12 protein-coding genes and 1 rRNA gene are annotated in these 21,129 nt (G+C 61.6%); 11 read left to right on the top strand and 2 right to left on the bottom strand.

Translation table 11 applies throughout. The features are described from left to right. Nucleotides 1-36: 36 nt before the first annotated feature. The 7 genes from O6P39_RS13880 (at nt 37) to O6P39_RS13910 (ending at nt 13,663) form a co-directional block, all read left to right on the top strand. Nucleotides 37-5,913, top strand: coding sequence for an MBG domain-containing protein (locus O6P39_RS13880; RefSeq protein WP_275607090.1), 5,877 nt, complete (start codon nt 37-39; stop codon nt 5,911-5,913). Nucleotides 5,914-5,915: 2 nt separating this feature from the next. Further along, entirely contained in the window at nt 5,916-7,667 is a 1,752-nt protein-coding gene (locus O6P39_RS13885) for a ShlB/FhaC/HecB family hemolysin secretion/activation protein (protein WP_275607091.1), read from the top strand. Nucleotides 7,668-7,685: 18 nt separating this feature from the next. Beyond that, nucleotides 7,686-7,910 carry a hypothetical protein gene (locus O6P39_RS13890; protein WP_275607092.1) on the top strand — a complete coding sequence of 75 codons (225 nt, stop codon included), beginning with the start codon at nt 7,686-7,688 and terminating at the stop codon, nt 7,908-7,910. Between the two features lie 420 nt (nt 7,911-8,330). Then, nucleotides 8,331-9,620, top strand: a complete 1,290-nt coding sequence (locus O6P39_RS13895) for an OmpP1/FadL family transporter (RefSeq protein ID WP_275607093.1) — start codon at nt 8,331-8,333, stop codon at nt 9,618-9,620. 53 nt (nt 9,621-9,673) lie between these two features. After that, nucleotides 9,674-10,345: a DUF3313 domain-containing protein gene (locus O6P39_RS13900; protein ID WP_275607094.1), complete on the top strand. Its 672-nt coding sequence runs from the start codon at nt 9,674-9,676 to the stop codon at nt 10,343-10,345. A gap of 152 nt (nt 10,346-10,497) precedes the next feature. After that, complete coding sequence (locus tag O6P39_RS13905) at nt 10,498-12,516, top strand: alkyl sulfatase dimerization domain-containing protein (RefSeq protein ID WP_275607095.1); 2,019 nt, start codon at nt 10,498-10,500, stop codon at nt 12,514-12,516. A 148-nt stretch (nt 12,517-12,664) separates the two neighbouring features. Further along, the gene (locus tag O6P39_RS13910) at nt 12,665-13,663 is read left to right on the top strand and encodes an AraC family transcriptional regulator (protein WP_275607096.1); all 999 of its coding nucleotides are present in this window, start codon (nt 12,665-12,667) and stop codon (nt 13,661-13,663) included. Between the two features lie 73 nt (nt 13,664-13,736). Here the strand turns inward: O6P39_RS13910 and O6P39_RS13915 are convergent, their stop codons facing one another. Further along, entirely contained in the window at nt 13,737-15,665 is a 1,929-nt protein-coding gene (locus O6P39_RS13915; RefSeq protein ID WP_275607097.1) for an LTA synthase family protein, read from the bottom strand. A gap of 296 nt (nt 15,666-15,961) precedes the next feature. On the opposite strand from O6P39_RS13915, the gene O6P39_RS13920 reads away from it, so the two are divergent. The 4 genes from O6P39_RS13920 (at nt 15,962) to O6P39_RS13935 (ending at nt 20,544) form a co-directional block, all read left to right on the top strand. After that, entirely contained in the window at nt 15,962-16,627 is a 666-nt protein-coding gene (locus O6P39_RS13920; RefSeq protein WP_275607098.1) for a hypothetical protein, read from the top strand. Nucleotides 16,628-16,828: 201 nt separating this feature from the next. Continuing rightward, nucleotides 16,829-17,848 carry an iron ABC transporter substrate-binding protein gene (locus O6P39_RS13925; RefSeq protein WP_275607099.1) on the top strand — a complete coding sequence of 340 codons (1,020 nt, stop codon included), beginning with the start codon at nt 16,829-16,831 and terminating at the stop codon, nt 17,846-17,848. Nucleotides 17,849-17,965: 117 nt separating this feature from the next. Next, nucleotides 17,966-19,468, top strand: a complete 1,503-nt coding sequence (locus O6P39_RS13930; RefSeq protein ID WP_275607100.1) for an iron ABC transporter permease — start codon at nt 17,966-17,968, stop codon at nt 19,466-19,468. Next, nucleotides 19,465-20,544 (top strand): ABC transporter ATP-binding protein, encoded by a 1,080-nt coding sequence (locus O6P39_RS13935; RefSeq protein ID WP_275607101.1) that lies wholly within the window; start codon nt 19,465-19,467, stop codon nt 20,542-20,544. Before O6P39_RS13930 ends, O6P39_RS13935 begins: the two co-directional genes overlap by 4 nt. A gap of 438 nt (nt 20,545-20,982) precedes the next feature. Here O6P39_RS13935 and rrf read toward each other — a convergent pair. Continuing rightward, nucleotides 20,983-21,098: ribosomal RNA gene (gene rrf, locus O6P39_RS13940) — 5S ribosomal RNA — on the bottom strand. Nucleotides 21,099-21,129 lie beyond the last annotated feature (31 nt).

The following is a 21,129-nucleotide window of genomic DNA, read 5'->3' on the forward strand; positions in this document are numbered from 1 at the left end:
ATCATTTCTCCTAGCTAACGCACTCAGGAGAATTCGATGAGCACTCAATCGAAGGCGGGAAAAGGACACCCTTGTTCACCGCTCACCACACTCTGCATCGCTGTCGCCCTGGCTTCGGCCGGGGCCAGCTTCCCGGTGACCTATGTACTCGCCGACAACCTGCCGCAAGGCGGCCAGGTCATCGGCGGCCAGGCGACCATCACCCAGCAGGGCAACAGCATGGACGTCAACACGTCCACGGCCCGCACAGCGATCAACTGGCAGCGTTTCAATGTCGGTGAGGATCATAAGATCACCTTCAACCAGCCAGACGGCAAATCGGTCACCCTCAATCGCGTCATCGGCAGCGACCCGTCGAAGATTTACGGGGCGGTCACCTCCAACGGCCAGCTGATCCTCGTCAACCCCAATGGCATCATGGTCGGACCCAAGGCGCATATCTCTTCAAGCGCGCTAGTCGCCAGCGCCGGCTTCCTGACCGAGGAGCAGGCCAAACAGTTCGCGCAGACCGGCAAGCTGGACATCGCCCTCACCGGCAACGTCACCAACCAGGGCCGCATCACGGTGCACGACAATGGCATGGTGGCCCTGCTTGGCGCCCAGGTGAACAACGCCGGGATCATCCAGGCACGCAAGGGCATGGTGCAGCTGGCAACCGGGCCGCAGGCCACCCTGGACTTCCACGGTGACGGTCTACTGAACATTGCCGTAAGCGGCGAGCCTGGCGAGAAAGGCAGCGTCAATTCGGACGTTACCGGTGGCGTGCACAACAGCGGCGAGATCGACGTCGGCAACGGCACCGTGGCCATGAGCGCCGCCCGCGCGGCCAAACACCTGGACTCGGTGATCAACATCGGCGGCAACGTCGTGGCCGACTCGGTCACCAATGATGGCGGTACCATCGTGCTGGGCAGCTCCGCTCAGACCAACATCACGGGCAACCTCAGCGCCAAAGGCGTGAATGGCGGCCAGATCAAGGTGCTGGGTGATGAAGTGAACGTTGCCGGCACCGCGAAAATTGATGCCAGCGGCACCCAGGGCAGCGGCGGCAAGGTGCTGGTAGGCGGAAGCTTCCAGGGCAAAGGACCCGAGCAAGCGGCCAAGAACACAACCGTTGCCAAAGGCGCTCAGCTCAAAGCGGACGGCAAAACCGATGGCGGCCAAGTGGTCGTCTGGAGCGATGGCAAGACCCATTTCGGCGGGACAGCCAGTGCCCAGGGCGCCCAAAAAGGCGGCGAGGTCGAGACATCTGGCAAACAGCTGACAATATCGCCAGAAGCAGAGGTCAACGCTTCAGGCGGCCAACACTCGGGCACATGGCTGCTCGATCCGGAAACGGTCAATATTGAAGCCAATGGTGGCGCCCCTGGCAGCGATACAGTTTCTGCAGCTGCTATTGTTAATTCCCTGAAAAACCAAAACATCACCATCAGCGCGAATAATCGGATCAACGTCAATTCTGCGATAGTCGCCCAAGATGCTGGATTCCATGTACTGAAGCTACAAGCAAACGGTACAGTTAAACCATTGACTGATTATATTGACACCAATAATCCATTCAATGATGCCAAACGTAACGACAGCGGCTCGATTTACATCAATGCACCCATTCTCCTGAAAGACGGACATCTCGTCATTCTGGCAACTGGCGATGTAATGCTCAAAAACACTACTGGGCAAGCAACTGGTGATGCAGGATATATGGGGCGCGCAATCATCGACGTTGGCAGCGGAACCATTTGGATAAAGACATCTAATAGTGGCTCAATTATCCAGGATGACGGAACGGCACTCATAGGCAAAAAGATTGCCGCTGAAGGTGCCAGTGTTCTGCTTGACAGTTCGCTTAACCATGCGGGTACGTTAGCCGGGAAAGCTAGCAACGGCAAATTCATCTACAACCAAACCTCTTCTGCCTCGGAAGTAAATACTGGAACAGTTGAGAACCCAGGCGTCAGTGGCGAGAGCATGACGGGGGTTGGCTCTACCACTATCAAAAAAGTGGGTGAAACTGTTTTCAGAGAGCACAACCAAGAAGTTCATCCTCTGGCTCCTGCCGATGGCTCTGAATTCCAATACCTTGTCTTCGAGGCGGGCGCTGTTGTTAATAACAAAGGTAATGAAGTAGCCAAAGACTCTTTCTATTACATCACCTCGCTCACCTTCGTCGAGCCAGGTGTAAATCCCGTCACCTGGGTCATAAGCGCAACGAGCGGCGGTGTAACCGTTACTCGAAATGGCGTGAATACCAACGGCGTGCTACCGCCAGGATTTAGTTTTGGGACTAATCAAGGCCAGGTATCGTACACAAACAATGGCATTGGCGTTCAAAATGGTGCTGGAGACATCAACAATCCAGTCAACCCCGACGGCATCAACCGTAACTATGCAAGCGGCACATCGGACAAGTTACTCGTTGACCTCGGTAGTTCAACAAAATCAGTCACCGCTGATCTCGCGGGGCTTTCCAACGGCAACCCTTATGACCAGGCCATTGTGACTTTCCTGAGTGGGCAAGACACCAGCAAGGTCGGCGGGGTCACGCTAAAAAATCAAACCGCTCAACTTGAAGGAAAAGTGCATGACGTCCAACGGGAGTATGGGGACGCCAACCCTGAGTTTCAGGCCTCCGTGGGACTGACTGCCGGCGCATCCGAAAACAGCAAAGCGGTGAAGGGTGTGGACGACTTCGTAGATCGTCAGCTCAACCAGAACCGTTTTGACACCAAGGTCGAAACGAGCACTGCTGCCAACGAACATTCCGATGTTGGCCAGTATCAAGTCGAAGGCAAGGTTCTGGCAGACGGCTTCGTTGCTAACCGCTACCAGACCTCTGTCCAGGCGGGACAGCTGATCGTCAACCCTGCTGAACTCACTGTGACCGCCAAGGACAAGAGCAAGACCTACGGCGATGTCGATCCGAAACTGGACTATGAACTCTCCGGCGCCAAGCTCGGCCATACCTCGGACGACCTGCTCAACGGCGGAGCCCTTTCCCGCCAGGCTGGCGAGAATGTTGGCCGCTACGGCATCGACCAAGGTCAACTGGATCTGAACAATGGCCTGGGTGGCAACTACAGGCTGCGGTTCGTCGACGGGCAGTTGCAGATCACCCCCGCGACACTGGATGTCCAGGCGGATAACCAGAGCAAAGTCTACGGCGATGCCGATCCGTCGCTCACCTACCAGGTCACCGGTCTGAAGAACGGTGATAAGCAGACTGACGTTGTCGGCGGTGGTGGACTCAAACGCGATGCCGGCGAGAACGTGAGTACCTACGGGATCACCCAAGGCGACCTGGCACTACTCAGCACCAACTACATCCTGCAATTCCACGACGGGATCTTCAGCATCACGCCCGCCGAGCTGACCGTCACGGCCAACAAGCAGTCCAAGGTCTACGGTGATTCTGACCCGGCGCTTACCTTCGAGGTGACTGGGCTCAAGCGCGACGACACCCAGTCGAGTGTGCTGAACGGCGGCACCCTGCAAAGGGATGCCGGCACTGACGTCGGTCGATATGGCATTCACCAAGGCACCTTGGATCTGAACGCAGCAGCCGGTCAGAACTATGTGCTGCGCTACGTGGACGGAGATTTCTACATTACCCCCGCCACGCTGACAGTCCAGGCCGATGGAAAGACCAAGGTGTACGGCGATCTCGACCCAGCCCTCACCTACATCGTCAGCGGTCTGAAGAATGGGGATACCCAGGCCGACGTTCTCGGCGGTGGGCTGGCGCGCGACCAGGGCCAGAATGTTGGCACCTATGGCATCCGTCAGGGAGATCTCGATCTGACGTCTGGGAAAGGCCAGAACTATGTCCTGAGCTTCACGGGCAACGATTTCAAAATCACGCCCGCGACACTGACAGTGTCCGCCGATGACAAGACAAAGGTGTATGGCGAACTCGATCCTGAACTGAGCTATAAGGTCTCGGGCCTGAAAAATGGCGACAAACAGAGCGACGTGCTCAATGGCAAGGGGCTCGGCCGCGACCCCGGTCAGAACGTGGGTGACTACGCCATTCGCCAGGGAGAGCTGGGGCTCAGTGAAAACAGCAACTATGTGCTGACCTTCGTTGACGGAAAACTCGCCATCACCCCGGCCACCCTGAAGGTCAAGGCTGAGGACAAATCCAAGGTCTATGGCGATGCCGACCCTGCGCTGACCCAGATCGTCTCAGGGCTGAAAAACGGCGATACAGCAGCCGACGTGCTGAAAGGCGCGCTCGGTCGGGAAGCCGGCGAGGACGTCCGTGCGGGTGGCTACACAATCCACCAGGGCGAGCTTGGCCTGAACAATACCCAGGGCAAGAACTACGTTCTGGAGTTCGAGGACGGCAAGCTGACCATTACCCCCGCCAGCCTCACGGTAACGGCGGATAACACGGGCAAGGTCTATGGCGATCTCGACCCATCGTTGAGCTATCAGGTCAGTGGCCTTAAAGGAGCGGACACAGCAACCCAGGCGCTGGCAGGCCAACTGGCACGCCAGGCCGGTGAGGATGTGAAAGATGGGGGCTATGCCATCAACCAGGGTGATCTGGGACTGACTGGCAAAGCTTCACAGAACTACATCCTCAACTACCAGGGCGGCACCTTCACCATTACCCCCGCCACCCTCATGGTGCGCGCAGACGACAAGACCAAGGTCTATGGCGAGATCGATCCTGCGCTCAGCTATCAGGTCAGCGGGCTGAAGGGTGGCGACCAGCAATCTTCAGTGCTCAGCGGTAACATCGCTCGCCAGGCCGGCGAGGATGTGAAGGCCGGAGGCTACGCCATCGGCCAGGGCGACCTGAAGAGCACGAGTCAGAACTACCTTCTGCAGTATGTGGACGGCACCTTCACCATCACGCCTGCCACCCTGCAGATCGATTTCGACGACCACTCCAAGGTCTACGGCGAAATCGATCCGTCCCTGACCTACCGCGTGAGCGGGTTGAAGAACGGCGACAGTGCGGCTTCCGTGATCAGCGGAAGTGCAGGCCGCGCAGCCGGCGAGAACGTCGGCAGCTACGGCATCGGCCAAGGCTCGCTGGGCTCAAACGGCAACTACATCCTGACCTTCAACGAAGGCAAGCTGGCGATCACCCCGGCCGAGCTGACCGTCACCGCCGACCACAAGACAAAGGTCTACGGCGACCTCGACCCGACGCTCACCTACAGCGTCGCCGGCCTGAAGAACGGCGACAGCGCCGCCTCGGTCACCACTGGCAGCCTGGCGCGCATCTCTGGAGAAAACGTCACGCCTGAGGGTTACGCCATCACCCAGGGCAATGTCCGTCTCACCAGCAGCAACTACACCATGGTGTTCAAGGACGGCAATCTGCAGGTCACGCCCGCCCCGCTGCAAGTGACGGCAGACAACAAGACCAAGCGCCAGGGCGAAAGCGATCCTGCACTGACCTACAGCGTCTCAGGCATGAAGCGCGGCGAGTCGACAAGCCTCGTGCAAGGACAGCTGTCGCGAGAACCTGGTGAAGAAGCTGGCCAGTATCGCATTGGTCAGGAAGGCAGCTTCAGCGCCGGCACCAACTACACCGTGACCTTCAAAGACGGTGCGATGACCATCACCGGCCAGCTGGCGCCAATTCCCCCTGAGCAGCCCGGCGTGCCGCTGTTGCCGGTCACCTCGCAGTCCCCAGGTAACGCGCGCTGTATCGCCGTCGAATCGCCATCTGCTGTCTCAGCCAATTACTCGGTCTCGCCGGCCGTGATTCGCACCTACGCCGTGCAATTGATCTGTAAACCTCGCTCCTACGGCGAAAAAACCAGCACCGTGCCGAACATCCAGGACGTGCTGAGCTACGCCAACAGTCACTTCAAGGATGGCAAGTTCGTCGTCCCCGATTGGAACCGGAGCGTGATCCCGCATGACCTCAAGGCTCCGGCCAAGGGAGGGAAATAGCCATGAAAACGCATCCGTCGAACTTGAGTAGGCTGGCTGTGGCAGTGCTTTCAGGACTGCTGCTCATCAGTGGAACCAACGCAATCGCTGCCCCGTTGGGGCAGCTCAACCCCGGCCGGGTAGAGGTTCCGGACAGGACTGGCAACCGCTCTTCTGCTACGCAGATGCCCGGCACGCTGGAACTGCCTGAAACCGTCATCACTCCTGAAATTGAAGAGGCCCCGCAGGAGATGACCGCCCTACCCGGCCACATGACCCGATTCCTGGTAACCAAGGTGAACATCGTAGGTGCGAACAGCTATCCCGTCGGCACCTTTGACTCGGTGGCCAAACGCTTGGAAGGAAACCAGGTCAACCTGCAGGAGATCCATGCTGTGGTCGACACGATCACGCAACGCTATCGCAAGGCTGGTTTCCTGCTTGCCAAGGCCTACATCCCACAGCAGCGCCTGGAGGGCGGCGTCCTCACCATTCAGGTCTTTGAGGGCAATGTGAACGATGTGACCTTCACTGGCCCGACAAACAAAGCTTTGGAGCGTTACGCCGACAACATCCGCAAAGAGACACCCCCTACGAGCAAGACCATCGAGCGCAACCTACTGCTCATGAACGACGTCTCGGGTAACGATAGTCGTGGGATGCTTCAGGCATCTCCTGTAGAGAACGGCACCGACCTCGCTGTCGAAAACGCCCTCCGTAAGTACGAAGGCTTTTTCGGCTTCGACAACAGAGATAGTCGCTACTTTGGGCCCTGGCAGGTCTACGGTGGGGTCGGGGTCAACGACCTCTCAGGGCGTGGCGACCACCTGGGTATCCGCGCCGGCAAATCGATTGAAGGCGACAAGATGACCTTCTTCGAGGGTCAGTACGAGTTGCCGGTGGGTAGCAAAGGGGACGTGGTGAGCTTCCTGGCCCAGCACAACGATGGCCATGCCGACACCTACTCGTTCCTCAACGCGAACAGCTCCGGCGATACCTTCGCGGTGCGTATCACTCGGCCCTGGATCCGTCAGCGCGACGAGACCTTCAAGACCTCTGCGGCCTTCACCTACTACAACGGCACTTCCGAGTACCTGGACGACAAGAGCCTGCCGCCCTCCAGCGAAGACCGCATCCGTGCGGTCCGCCTCGGCGCAAGCTACGACTGGTTCGATGCCTTCGGCGGAAAGAACCTGGTCAAGGCCGAGCTGAGCAAGGGGCTGGCGATCATGGGCGCCAGCAACGAGGGGCGCGCGAACCCGTCCCGCGAGGGTGGCGAAACCGACTTCAGCAAGCTCCAGGTCGACGCCCAGCGCCTGCAGGACCTGTCGATGCTCATGGATGGCCTGAACCTGTACATCGCCGGCACCGCGCAGACCGCCTTCGGTCAGCGGCTGCTCTCGCCCGAGCAATTCGGCGTCGGCGGCAGCGAGTTCGGCCGTGGCTACGACCCGTCCGAGATCACTGGTGACAGCGGCTTCGCGCTCAAGACCGAGCTGCAGTACAACCGCATCCACACCCTGAAGAACTACACGGTCCCGACCCAGTACTACACCTTCTGGGACTTCGGTAAGGTCTGGAGCAAGGACCCCACCTGGGTCAGCAGCGAAAGCCTGTCCTCCACCGGGGTCGGCGCCCACTACAACGTCTACCCGGATACCTACGTCTCGCCGGAGGTCGCCTTCCCGCTGACCCGCTCGGTGTCTGCCAAGGAGATCGACCATGACAACGGCAAGGCGCCGCGCTTCTACATCAACTTCCTGAAGCTGTTCTAGGGACGGGAGGACAATGCCATGAAACCGCCATTCGACCCGCCCCGTACCATCCGTAGCGCCTCCTTCAACAACGACATCGCGGCCGAACTGTTGCTGGAGCTGCAGCGCCGCTACCGTCCGCCACCCGCCCTCGCCGCCCGCATCCTGGACATCGTGCAGCACATGGATGATGACGCCCGGGCGCTGGAGGCCCTGTATCAATCCATCGCCCAGCGCGAACTTCTGCTGATCCGCCGGGCCTAGCCGTGCAACGGGACGGTGACACCGGCGAGCCCCGCTTCTCCCGGCTCACCGTTCCGCTTGCGGGAAAGAGCCAGGAGCTCCTGCCTGCGCCACTCATCCCGGGACGTTTCAGAACTTGTTTCTTTTCACGACAACCGATTTTCGGGAATTGAGAAGAATTCACCATAAACAGCAGCGTTTTTCATGGAAATCGCACGATCCTGCAATGCCACAAAAGTTCTCTCTGAACACCAATGACTGTCGCAAAATGTGCACCGCCGGCCGAATCGACTTGCATCTCATCTCTCAGCTTCTAGGCTGTCGTCCAACACTGGTACCCGCCCCATACTGGCTCATTGCCCTGCAAGACCTGCGAGGCAGAGCCTCCCACCCATCCGGATGCGGGGAGCCATCAGCCAGAGTCAACAGCAGAGGATGCTCATGAAGGGAAACAGGAACCATGTCGCACGGATCAGTTTGGCGTCTCTGTGTGGACTGTTTGCCGGACAGGCGTTTGCCGGCGGCATTCTGATCTACGAAGCCGGACAGGAAGGCGCCGGCCTGGCCAACGCCGGCTCCGCCGCCCTGGCCAGCGACCCCAGCGTGTTGATGAGCAATCCCGCGGGTATCACTGAGCTTTCCGGTACGCAGATCAGCGCCAACGCACAGGTCATCCTGGGGGACGTCCGTTTCTCCCGTGATGACAACAACCAGTTCAGCGGCAACGAAGGGGGCAACGCCCTGCAGTGGCTGCCCGGCGCCAGCTTCTTCATCAGCCACCAGATCGACGAGCGCTCGGCGATCGGCTTTGGCATGTACGGCAACTTCGGCCTGGCGCTGGACTACGACGATGACTGGGCGGGCCGCTATTTCAGCCAGGAAACCGCAATCATCGGCGTCTCCTTCCAGCCCACCATCGCGCACAAGTTCACCGACGACCTGTCCATCGGCATCGGCCCGCGCATCCTCTACGGCTATTACCGCAGCGAAATGGCCATCAACAACAACCTGCTGGGCCTGGTGGACAGGCCCGACGGCCAGCTGGAATACAAGGACACGGACACCGGCGTCGGGGTCAACCTCGGGCTGCTCTACAAGCTCAATGAGCGCACCCAGGTCGGCCTCGCCTACACCAGCAAGGTGAAGCTGGAGTTCGAGGACAGCCCGGACGTGCGCAACGTCAGCAATCCGATCATCAACGCGGCCCTGAACCGCCTTGATGTCGACTCGCTGGAACTGGACATGAACGTGCCGCAGACCGTGGTGCTGAGCGTGGCTCATCAGCTCGACCCGCAGTGGAAGTTGCTCGGCAGCCTGGGCTGGCAGGACTGGAGCGACTTCGGGCAGATCGGCGTGGAGGTGGACGCCAACGCCGCGGGTGTCGACCGCACCGTCGACCGTCAATACAAGGATACCTGGCACGCTTCCGTCGGCGCGCAATACCAGGCCACGCCGAGGCTGCGCTGGAACATGGGGCTGGGTTACGACAGCTCGGCGGTCGACGACAAGGACCGCACCGTCGACAACCCCATGGCCGAAAACTGGCGCCTGGCGACCGGGATGAATTACCAGGTCGACGAAGGCTTGGACCTGCACCTGGCCTACACCCTGGTGTGGCTGGGCGACATGGACGACGAACAGACCAAGTCGCGCTCGGGCACCACGCTGTCGGGCACCTACAAGAACGCGGCCCTGCACATCATCGGCGGTGGTGCGACCTGGCGTTTCTAGCGGCTCCCTCTTGACCCCACTGAATACCGAAACCCTCCACAAGGAACGTTGTAATGAACTGGAAACTGTTGGCGCTGCCACTCTGCCTGACGGCCCTGACCCTCACGGGATGTGCCAGCAAGTACGTTGAGCCCGAGAAGTATTCGGGCTTCCTGAAAGACTACAGCGCGCTTGAAGAAGACAAGTCGCCCACCGGTGCGCCGGTCATGCGCTGGATCCAGCCGGACTTGAACGTGAACCGCTTCACCAGCGTTTATGTCGAACCCAGCCAGCTCTACCCGCAGCCCCAGCCCACCGAGAAGATCCCGGCGATCACCCTGCAGGGCATCACCCAGTACTACGACCAGGCACTGAAGACCCAATTCTCCAAGGCCCTGCCGCTGGCCACCGGCCCCGGCCCGGGCGTGCTGGTGGTGCGCCCGGCGATCACCGCCGTCAGCGCGTCAACCAAGGGGCTGCAGCCCTATGAAGTGATCCCGATCGCCCTGATCGCGGCCGGAGTCAGCACTGCCACCGGTATTCGCGATCAGGACACCAGCATCGCCACCGAAGCGGCCTTCCTCGACGGTAGCAGCGGCCAGGTCGTGGCCGAGGTCGTGCGCAAGGGCGCGGGCGCGGAGCTGGAAAACTCCTCCCAGGTCATGCAGGCCAAGGATGCCCGCGCCGTGCTCGATGGCTGGGCCTCGGACATGCTGAAGTCCTTCCAGGCGCTGAAGCGCCGTTGACCCCGGACTGACGAACCCGCTCCCGGCCCAGGCCGGGGGCTCCTGCATTCCCAGACGGGGCCCAGACGTGCCCCAGTCAAAGAAGTACCACCTCAAATATCGCTGGCAGTTACCTGGAAGGTACAGCGTAAGAAAGCAAGAAGGAGCTTGAAATGAAAGTAACCGCTCGATCCTCGATCCAGTCCGGTAGCCAGGCAGCAGGCATTTGGAAGTTCAGCACGTCCTTCCTCCTCGCCGCCGCCATCTCGATGACCACCCAGGCCTGGGCTGCCGAGGCAGCCAAGCCGGCATCGGATGCCACCAAGGCTGCCAACGACGCATTGCTCCAGGAGCTGCCGTTCAACGACAAGACGTCGTTTGAACTCGCGCACAAGGGCTTCATCGCGCCGCTGCCTCAGGAGCCGATCAAGGGGCCGTCCGGCAATATGATCTGGGACCCGGCCAAGTATGGTTTCATCAAGGAAGGTGAAGCAGCTCCGGCAACCACCAACCCGAGCCTGTGGCGGCAGTCCCAGCTGATCAATATTTCCGGTCTGTTCCAGGTCACCGACGGCATCTACCAGGTGCGCAACTACGACCTGTCGAACATGACCATCGTCGAGGGCAAGAGCGGCATCACCATCTTCGACCCGCTGATTTCCTCCGAAACCGCCAAGGCAGCGCTGGAGCTGTACTACAAGCACCGGCCGAAGAAGCCCGTGGTGGCGGTGATCTACACCCACAGCCACGTCGACCACTATGGTGGCGTTCGCGGCGTGGTGGACGAGAAGGACGTCAAGGCCGGCAAGGTCAAGATCTACGCGCCGCTGGGCTTCCTCGAACACGCCGTGGCCGAGAACGTGATGGCCGGCACCGCGATGAGCCGCCGCGCCAGCTACATGTACGGCAACCTGCTGCCGCCGAGCGAGACCGGCCAGCTGGGCGCCGGCCTGGGTACCACCACCTCCGCCGGTACCGTGACCCTCATTCCGCCGACCGACATCATCAGCAAGACCGGTGAGAAGCGGGTGATCGACGGCCTCACCTACGAGTTCCTCTACGCGCCGGGCAGCGAGGCGCCGGCCGAGATGATGTATTACATCAAGGAGAAGAAGGCCCTGAACACGGCCGAGGACTCCACCCACACCCTGCACAACACCTATTCGCTGCGTGGCGCGAAGATCCGCGAGCCGCTGCCCTGGTCCAAGTACCTTAACGAAGCGCTGAAGATGTGGGGCGACGACGTACAGGTGATGTACGCCATGCACCACTGGCCGGTCTGGGGCAACAAGGAAGTCCGCGAGCAGCTGTCGTCGCAGCGCGACATGTACCGCTACATCAACGACGAGACCCTGCGCCTGGCCAACAAGGGCTTCACCATGACCGAGATCGCCGAGCAGGTGAAACTGCCCAAGTCGATCGCCTCCCGGTTCTCCAACCGTGGCTACTACGGCTCACTCAACCACAACGTCAAGGCCACCTACGTGCTGTACCTGGGCTGGTTCAACGGCAACCCCGCCACCCTCAACGAGCTGCCGCCGGACGAGGAAGGCAAGCGTTACGTCGACATGATGGGCGGCGCCGATGCCGTGCTGAAGAAGGCCAAGGAGTACTACGACAAGGGCGACTACCGCTGGGTGGCCGAAGTGGTGAACCACGTGGTGTTCGCCGACCCGAGCAACCAGGCCGCGAAGAACCTGCAGGCCGACGCTCTGGAGCAACTGGGCTACCAGGCTGAAAGCGGCCCGTGGCGCAACTTCTACCTCACCGGTGCGAAAGAGCTGCGCGAGGGCGTGCAGAAGCTGCCGACCCCGGACACCGCGAGCCCCGACACCGTGAAGGCCATGGACCTGGACCTGTTCTTCGACTACCTGGCCATGCGTCTGAAAGGCCCGGAGGTGGCGGACAAGCACATCGCCCTCAACCTGGACTTCACCGACCTGAAGAAGAAGTACCTGCTGGAGATGGGCAACGGCGTGCTGAACCACACCGAAGGTCTGCAATCCAAGGACGCCGACGCCACGCTCAAGCTGACCCGCGACACCTTGAACAAGCTGATGCTCAAGCAGACCACCCTCAAGGACGCGGTGGCCTCGGGCGAGCTGAAAGTCGACGGCAACCAGGACAAGCTCACGGAGCTGATGAGCTACATGGATAACTTCGACTTCTGGTTCAACATCGTCACTCCCTGACGCTCCTACCGATGCCTGGAGGCATCGCTGGCAAACCATCGGCCCTGGCCGATGGTTTGCCTTTTTTCACGACGGACTGGCGTCATGGGGCAGTCCGGGACTCGCACGGCCCCCAGCGCCGGACGCGTCAAGCAGGAAGCTACAGATCATGGACACAATTCGCGGCACGGCCTTTCTACAATTTGGCGAACTGCTTTCCGAACGTGGCGCGTCGTTGCGCACGCACCTCGCGCCCCATCGCATCGGCATGGATGTCGTCGGCGACTACGAGAAGAAGTTCTCCTACAGAAGCCTGGTGCAGATTTTCGAAGGCAGCGCCCATGCCCTGGCGATGCCTGAGCTGGGAATGGAACTGGCGACCCGGCAGAAATCCACCTTGCTCGGGCCGATCCAGCACCTGGCGCAAACCGCGCCGACGGCGGGTGACGGCCTGATCGCGGCCGTACGCTACATGCGTGTCTACAGCCCCTCGATCATTTTCCATATGGAGCGCCGGGGCGACAGCACCCTGCTCTGCTTCGACAATGCCCTGCCCTGCATCCAGGAAATCCCGCAGATCGTGGAGAAATCCCTGCTGCACGGCAGGCTGCTGATGACCGAACTGCTGGGCATGCCACTCAAGCCGACCGCAGTGCTGCTGCGTCACCAGCCGCAGGCGCCGGCTTCGGTCTATCAACGTTACTTCGGTTGCCCGGCGCTGTTCGGCCAGGACCATAACGCGCTGGCGATCAGCCTGCGGGACATGCAACGTCCCTGCGTCCGGCATGATCCCATGCTGCATTCGATCGTGAAGTTCTACCTCGAAGCCCACGCCAACCCCGACGAAAAACTCGGCTTCGAAGTGGGCCGGCACATTCAGGCGCTACTGCCCAAGTATCGCTGCACCCTGGAGCAGATCGCACAGATCCTCGACCTGCATCCCCGGACACTGCAACGACGCCTGGCCAACGATGGTATCGACTTCGAAGAACACGTCGATGAAATCCGCCGGCGCCGGGCGGAACAGTTGCTGGGGCAGTCCGATCTCAGCGTCGGACAGATAGCCCATGAGCTGGGCTACCGGCGGGCCACCTCGTTCTGCCGTGCTCATCAACGCTGGTTCGGCATGCCGCCGCTCGAACACCGGCGGCTGCTCAGGGCGTTGTGAGCGGCAATCCCGGCGACACCGGATGCATCGGACAGGGCTCTCCTCAACGGCGGCGCCCTGCCCGATTCGGGGCTTACTGTGCCTGTACCGGCTTCCAGTCCAGCAGGTGATGGGTGAACCCAAAGCTGGCCGACTGGTAGTAGCTGATCGCTCGCTCCACCAGGGGATCGTCGGCTTTCGCAGACACTTCCTCACTGGCGCCAAGGGCCTGGTTGTGACGGCGCAGCGCCGCGCGCGGGCTGAGGATCGCGAGGTCCTTGCCGTCGAAGAGTCCCAGGTGCTGGTAGTTGCCGATCACCACACGCGGCGGCAGCGTGTTTTCCGCCATGAGGTTGCGACCGTAGAAGGTCGACGCGTAGCTCACGTTCAGGATCGACAGCAAGGTCGGCGCGAGATCGAGCTGGCTCGCGAGCTCCCCGCGCTCCCCGGCGGGCAGTAGCTTGGGCGCATAGATGAACAGCGGGATCTGGTAGTTCGCAACCGGCAGGTCTTCCTTGCCCGCGCTGCCGGCAGTGTGGTCGGCCACGAAGACGAAGATGGTGTTGTCGAACCACGGCTTGTCCTTCACCGCCTGGAGGAACTTGCCGATTGCGTAGTCGGTGTACTTGACCGCGCCGTCACGACCATTGCCCGAAGGGATGTCGATACGGCCATCCGGGTAGGTATAAGGACGGTGGTTGGACGTGGTCATCAGCTGCAGCAGGAACGGCTGGTTCTTCGCGAAGTCCTCGTCCGCGAGCTTGACGGCCTGCGCGTAGAGGTCCTCGTCGCTCATGCCCCAGGCATTCTTGAAGTGGATATCGGATTCCTGGACGCTCGACTGATCGACGATTCGATAGCCGTTACCGCCGAAGAAGGCGTTCATGTTGTCGAAATAACCACGGCCGCCGTACAGGAAGACCGCATCGTAACCAATGGCGCTCAGCTGCTGGCCCAGGCTGCCGAAGCCGCTTTCACGGCCGATGCGCTTGACGATCGAGCGGCCCGGAGTGGGTGGAATCGACAGCGTGATGGCTTCCAGGCCACGGTCGGTGCGGGTGCCGGTGGCGTAGAAATTGTTGAAGTAGAGGCTGTTGCGGCGCAATTCATCCAGGTTCGGTGTGAGGTTTCGCCCGTCGCCGTTACTGCCCAGGTACTTGGCGCTGAGGCTCTCGATCGTCACCAGGACGATGTTGTGCTTCTTCGGCGCGCCCTCGTTGGAAATGGTCCTGCGGATATCCATCGGGTCGGTGCCGATGAAGCGCGCATTGGGCTCGGCCAGTTCGGCGCGCATCTGCTGAGCCACTTCCTCTGCGGGCAGCGTCGCGTAGAACTGCGGATAGTCCAGTTCGTTGTTGCGGAATGCGGCGAAGAACTGATACGGGCCGTTGCTCTCCAGCTCGCGGGCGTAGGTGTTGCCACCCTGGGTCCGCGGGCGGTCCTGGTCAACCAGGAACCCGGCGAGCAATGCCATCAGCACAAGCCCCACACAACCCAGGAGACGACGGCGGAACGCCGGGACTTCCGAGGCGCAGATAGCCCGCAAGGCCTTGATCAGTCCAAGGGTCACGACCAGCGAAGCCGCGGCGAGGATGCTCAGGAGCAGGCCAATGGGATAGGACTCGAGAATGTTGTTCAGGACTTCATCGGAATAGACCAGGTAATCGACGGCGATGAAGTTGAAGCGAACCCCGAACTCATCCCAGAACAACCACTCGGCCACTGCCGTGAACAGCATCAGGTAAACGCTGGCGAAGACCACTGCAGCAAGAATCCAGCGCCAGGACGCCTTGCGCCAGAGTCGTGCCGGCATCATCTGCAGCACTACTCCGAGAGGCAGCAGCGCATAGATCAGGAAGCTCAGGTCGTAGAGCAGGCCAATGGCGAAGACCGCCACATGCGCCGCCCCCAGATCCGACAGGTGACCCACCATCAGAACCACACGTGTCAGGAAGAAGACGATCAGCCACAACACGGCGATCAGCGCGAGGAAGCGCGTCGGGGCCGAACGGAGAAATTGCATGGGTACTTCCTTATCGTTATGCGCAGGCCCTTGCGGTCTCCAGCGCTTTTAATGTGCCGAAACCGGCAAGTGGCCGAGACTGTACGCCATGGAAGGAAAAGAAATTGTCAAATAGGATGCGAGCCAGGAGCGGTCACGGTTCGCCGTGATATCCGGTATTCAGCCAAACCCTCGGGTGCCATCGCTCGCTTGAGGTCTGGCCCTGCCGACCGGTGTCACCACGACTTTTTCACATGCCCTTGACGAGACCTTGATCGCGCCACTCGATAATGGCGGCATCTGTCGAGCCCGCGCCCATGAACGAACCCCAACGCCTGATTGCCTCTGCCACAGACCGCGAGAACGATGGCGTTGCCAACAACACGCTGCGTGCCTTCATACGCACCCGCATTGCCGAGTGGCGGAAGAAACGCCTGCTTCGGCTGGCCCTGCGCGTTGCGGAAGAGCCGATACTCATGCTCGATGTCTCGCAATCGCCAGGCACCTTCTGGCCCGTGCTGCTGGAGCACGGCAACCGGATCATCGTCGCGACCTCCCCGGCCGCCGAGTCCCTGCTCGCCACCCACCAGAAATTGCCCAATGCCATGGCGCAACGCATCAAGGCCATGCCGGGGCCCCTGGACTACTCCGAACTGGGGGCGGGTTCGGTCGACTGCGTCCTGATCTCCGACGTCCCTCCGACGGAATGCAACGCAGCCACCATCGGCTTGCTGGGTCAGTTGCACCCCATCACCCGGGACACCGTGATCCTTTTCGCCCGAGTCGGCCGCCAGCGCTCGGCGAAAGAAGTGGAGCAACCCTGCCCCTGCGGGTCGGACTCCGAGTCCCATGCCACGACTCAGCCCCCCACCAGCGCCAAGGCCCTGGAGCAGGCGTTTCAGCACGTCGGCTTCTCGCAGATCAAGCACTACAACTTCCTGCCCGGCGTGGATGGCATTCGCGTTTACATACTCAGGAAGTAGCTGATCCCAACGAGGCTTCCGCGCAGTCTCCCGCACACTCCTGCCCCTCACGCCTTGCCCGGCGCGCATCCACGCATGTGTAACGCTCGCCTATCAAATGAGAATGACAATTTTTTAACAGCCTTGAAGCGATCATCCCCACATTCACCCTGCCACGCCCTCGATCGGGCGTGTGACATCACCTATCCGGAGTGACGATTGATGAAAGTACGCGGTGCCTCGTGGGTCTTCCTGGGAGCAGTTGGAGTAGCGGCACTGCTGGGCGCGGGCCCATCCTTCGCCGCGTCGGACAGCGACGGCATCGTGGTCTACAACGCCCAGCACGAGTCCCTGACCAAGGCCTGGGTCGAAGGCTTCACCAAGGAAACCGGCATCAAGGTCACCTTGCGCAACGGCGACGATAGCGAACTGGGCAACCAGATCGTCCAGGAGGGCAAGGCGTCCCCGGCCGACGTATTCCTGACCGAAAACTCCCCGTCGATGGTCCTCGTCGACCATGCCGGACTTTTCGCCCCGGTCGCACCCGCCACCCTTTCCCAGGTTGCCGCGCCTTACCGGCCAGCCAACGGCCGCTGGGTTGGCATCGCGGCTCGCTCCACCGTCTTCGTCTACAACAAGAACATGGTGAAGGAAGCCGACCTGCCCAAATCGCTCCTCGACCTGGCCGAGCCGCAATGGATCGGCCGCTGGGCTGCTTCTCCTGCTGGCGCAGATTTCCAGGCCATCGTCGGCGCTCTGCTGGAACTGAAGGGCGAGGCTGCAACCCTCGAATGGCTCGAGGCGATGAAGGCCGGAGCCAAGGTCTACCGGGGCAACAACGCCGTGCTCAAGGCGGTCAACGCAGGTCAGATCGATGGTGGCGTGATCTATCACTACTACTACGTCGGCGATCAGGCCAAGACCGGCGAGAACAGCAACAACGCCGCACTCCACTACTTCAAGCACAAGGACCCGGGCGCCTTCACCAGCCTGTCCGGCGCTGGCGTCCTGGCGTCCAGCAAGCACCCCAAGGAGGCCCAGGCGTTCCTGCAATGGATCACCGGCAAGCAGGGCCAAGCCGTCCTGCGCGACGGCAAATGGTACGAATATGCCGTGGGTGAAGGCGCGCAGTCGAACCCGAAGCTCGTCCCGCTGGATCAGCTGGACGCTCCGCTCGTCGACGTGTCCAAGCTCGATAGCCAGAAGGTCGTGGACCTGATGACCCAGGCGGGCCTGTTGTAAGTGACTGCCCAACAGTTCGGGCCACGGGCCCGTACCGATAACGCCACGGGTGCGGCGACAACCGTACCGGTGGCGCGCACTCGGCGCCGACTTCGCAATGGTTCCGGGCAGCAATGGATGCTGGCCGTCGCGCTTTTGGTATCGGCGTTCGCGGTACTCCCGCTGGTTTTCGTTGCGAGCGCAGGCGTTCAGGCCGGCTTTCCGCTCATCGCCAAGCTGGTGTTTCGGCCACGGGTCGCAGAGCTGCTGTACAACACGCTCCTGCTGATCGCACTGACCGTCCCGCTTTGCGTACTCCATGGCGTGGCGATGGCCTGGCTGACCGAACGAATCCGGCTTCCCGGCCGACGGCTCTGGTCCCTGCTGGTCGTCGCCCCGCTGGCGATTCCGGCGTTCGTCCACAGCTACGCCTGGGTCAGCCTCGTGCCATCGTTGCACGGCCTGCTCCCGGCCGTTCTGGTCTCGGTGATCGCCTACTCCCCCTTCATCTATTTACCGGCGGCAGCCGCTCTCCGACGCCTGGACCCAGTCCTTGAAGACGTGGCCGAGTCGTTGGGAGAACAGCCTTTCACCGTGTTCCGGCGTGTCGTCCTCCCGCAGTTGCGTGTCGCCATCTGGGGCGGATCGCTGCTGGTGGGCCTGCATCTGCTCGCGGAATACGGCCTCTTCGCACTGATCAGATTCGACACCTTCACTACGGCGATCTTCGACCAGTTCCAGTCGTCCTTCAGCGGCCCCGCCGCGAACATGCTGGCCGGCGTCCTGGCCCTGGCCTGCCTGCTGATGCTCACCCTGGAGTCGGGCACCCGCGGCTCGGCCCGCTACGCGCGCATCGGCGCCGGCAGCCCGCGAGCGCCCCGACAGTACCCGCTGGGCAAAGCCTGCTCAGGCATCGCCCTGCTGCTGTGCACAGCCTTCACCGCCCTTTCGCTCGGCGTTCCACTGGTCACTCTGGGGCGCTGGCTCGCCGCGGGCGGGATCGAGGTCTGGCGCTCCGAGGAACTCCTGGTCTGCCTGGGGCAGACGGTGCTGCTCGGCGCGGCAGGAGCGTTGCTCACGACCATCGCCGCGGTGCCGATCGCCTGGATTTCCGTGCGCGCGCCGAGCAAGCTCCAGCGCCTGCTCGAAGGCAGCAACTACGTGGCCAGCTCGCTACCGGGAATCGTTGTCGCGCTGGCGCTGGTCAGCCTGACGATCAAGTTCGCCCAGCCGCTGTACCAGACTGTATTCACCGTGCTGCTGGCCTACGTGCTGATGTTCCTGCCCCGCGCGCTGGTCAGCCTCCGCGCCGGGCTCTCCCAGGCGCCCGTGGAGCTTGAGAACATCGCCCGCAGCCTGGGCCGCTCCCCGATGCAGGCCATCTGGGGTGTCACCATCCGCTTTGCCGCACCCGGCGCTGCGGCGGGCGTCGCCCTGGTGTTCCTGGCGATCGTCAACGAGCTCACCGCCACGCTGCTGCTGTCACCCAGCGGCACCGCAACCCTGGCCACGGCCTTCTGGGCGAAGACCAGCGAGATCGACTACGTCGCCGCGGCGCCGTACGCACTGATGATGATCCTGCTGTCCGTTCCGCTGACCGGGCTTCTTTACCAACAATCCAAGCGAGTAGCAGGCCGATGAGCCCTCTTGAACTCAAGTCCGTCTCTCGGTTCTTCGGCGCATTCACAGCGATCGAAGACTTCAGTTTGTCGGTACCGGCGGGCGGCCGGGCAGCAATCGTCGGTCCCTCCGGCTCCGGCAAGACCACCCTGCTGCGCCTGATCGCCGGATTCGAAGTCCCCGACCAGGGCACCATCACCCTCGGCGATACGACGCTGGCGGACGCGACCACCTTCATTCCTGCACATCGCCGTCTCATCGGCTATGTGCCGCAGGATGGCGCGCTGTTCCCGCACCTCTCGGTGGCCGAGAACATCGGCTTCGGACTGCCCAGGAACATGGCTACCCGCTCGCAGCGCATCGACGAGTTGCTGGAGATGGTATCCCTGAACAGCGATATGGCGCAGCGTTGGCCCCACGAACTCTCAGGTGGACAGCAACAGCGAGTGGCGCTGGCCAGGGCCCTGGCGCAAAGCCCCAGGCTGATGCTGCTCGACGAACCCTTCTCCGCCCTGGACAGCGGCCTGCGCGCCTCCATGCGCAAGGCAGTCACCCAGGTCCTGGGCGATGCCGGCGTCACCGCGATCCTGGTCACGCATGATCAGGAAGAGGCGCTCTCGTTCGGCCATCAACTCGCGGTTATCCGCCAGGGGCGCCTGATCCAGGCAGGCGCCCCCAAGGCGCTGTACTTCCGACCGGTCGACGAAGACACCGCCACCTTCCTGGGAGACGCCTTGGTGTTTTCCGCCGATGTCCAGAATGGCTGGGCACAGTCCCCGCTCGGCAGGATCCGGGTCGACAGCCCGAAAGCCAACGGATTCGCGCAGATAATGCTGCGTCCCGAGCAGATTCACCTGCGACACGGCGAGAGGCTTGCCCACGGCGCGGACGGCTGCTTTGGTACGGTGCTGAGCAGCGACTTCGGCGGCGACAAGTGTTCGGTCATGGTTCAGCTTGAAGCGCCGCAAGAAGAATCCCCCGGCAGCTCACCTGCCCTGTCGATTCACGTCAGGGTACCGGCGATGGACTGTCCCGACATCGGGACGCGCGTGCATATTGGCGTCAGCGGCGGCGCCCACCTGTTCCCCGCCCGATAGCCATCGACGCATGGCATCACCACTCCGATGGTGATGCCATGCCGTCTGAACGATCGCGAATTTACGTTTCCCTCGCCTCTCAGGCAAACGCCGTTCCTCTACACCTACGAGATACCCGTCGGAAGAGTTACCCTGCGCCTGTACGTGAAGGAACGGATCAGGCCCGCCGATCCCTTGTAGAAGCGAGCTTGCTCGCGAGCCTTAGCAGGCAGCCACACCGTCATAATCGATGAAATGACGCCACAGCACGCAGCGTCGCATGCGCTCCGATCTGGGCATTGCACCCGCAGGAGCGGACCCCGTCCGCGATGGCCGCCGTCTCAACACGCACTACGGGTTCGGGTTGGGTTGGAGGCCCCCCGCACCCAGCCCAACTTTCCCGCGCGCAAAAGCAAAGCCCCCGGCCAGCTTTCGCTAACCAGGGGCTTTGGGATAGGAGCTTGACGATGACCTACTCTCACATGGGGAAACCCCACACTACCATCGGCGATGCGTCGTTTCACTGCTGAGTTCGGGATGGGATCAGGTGGTTCCAACGCTCTATGGTCGTCAAGCAATTCTTTAGGACGCTCGTGGCATTCGCAC

The organism is Pseudomonas sp. PSE14, from assembly GCF_029203285.1.
In the GTDB taxonomy this organism is placed as follows: Bacteria; Pseudomonadota; Gammaproteobacteria; order Pseudomonadales; family Pseudomonadaceae; genus Pseudomonas.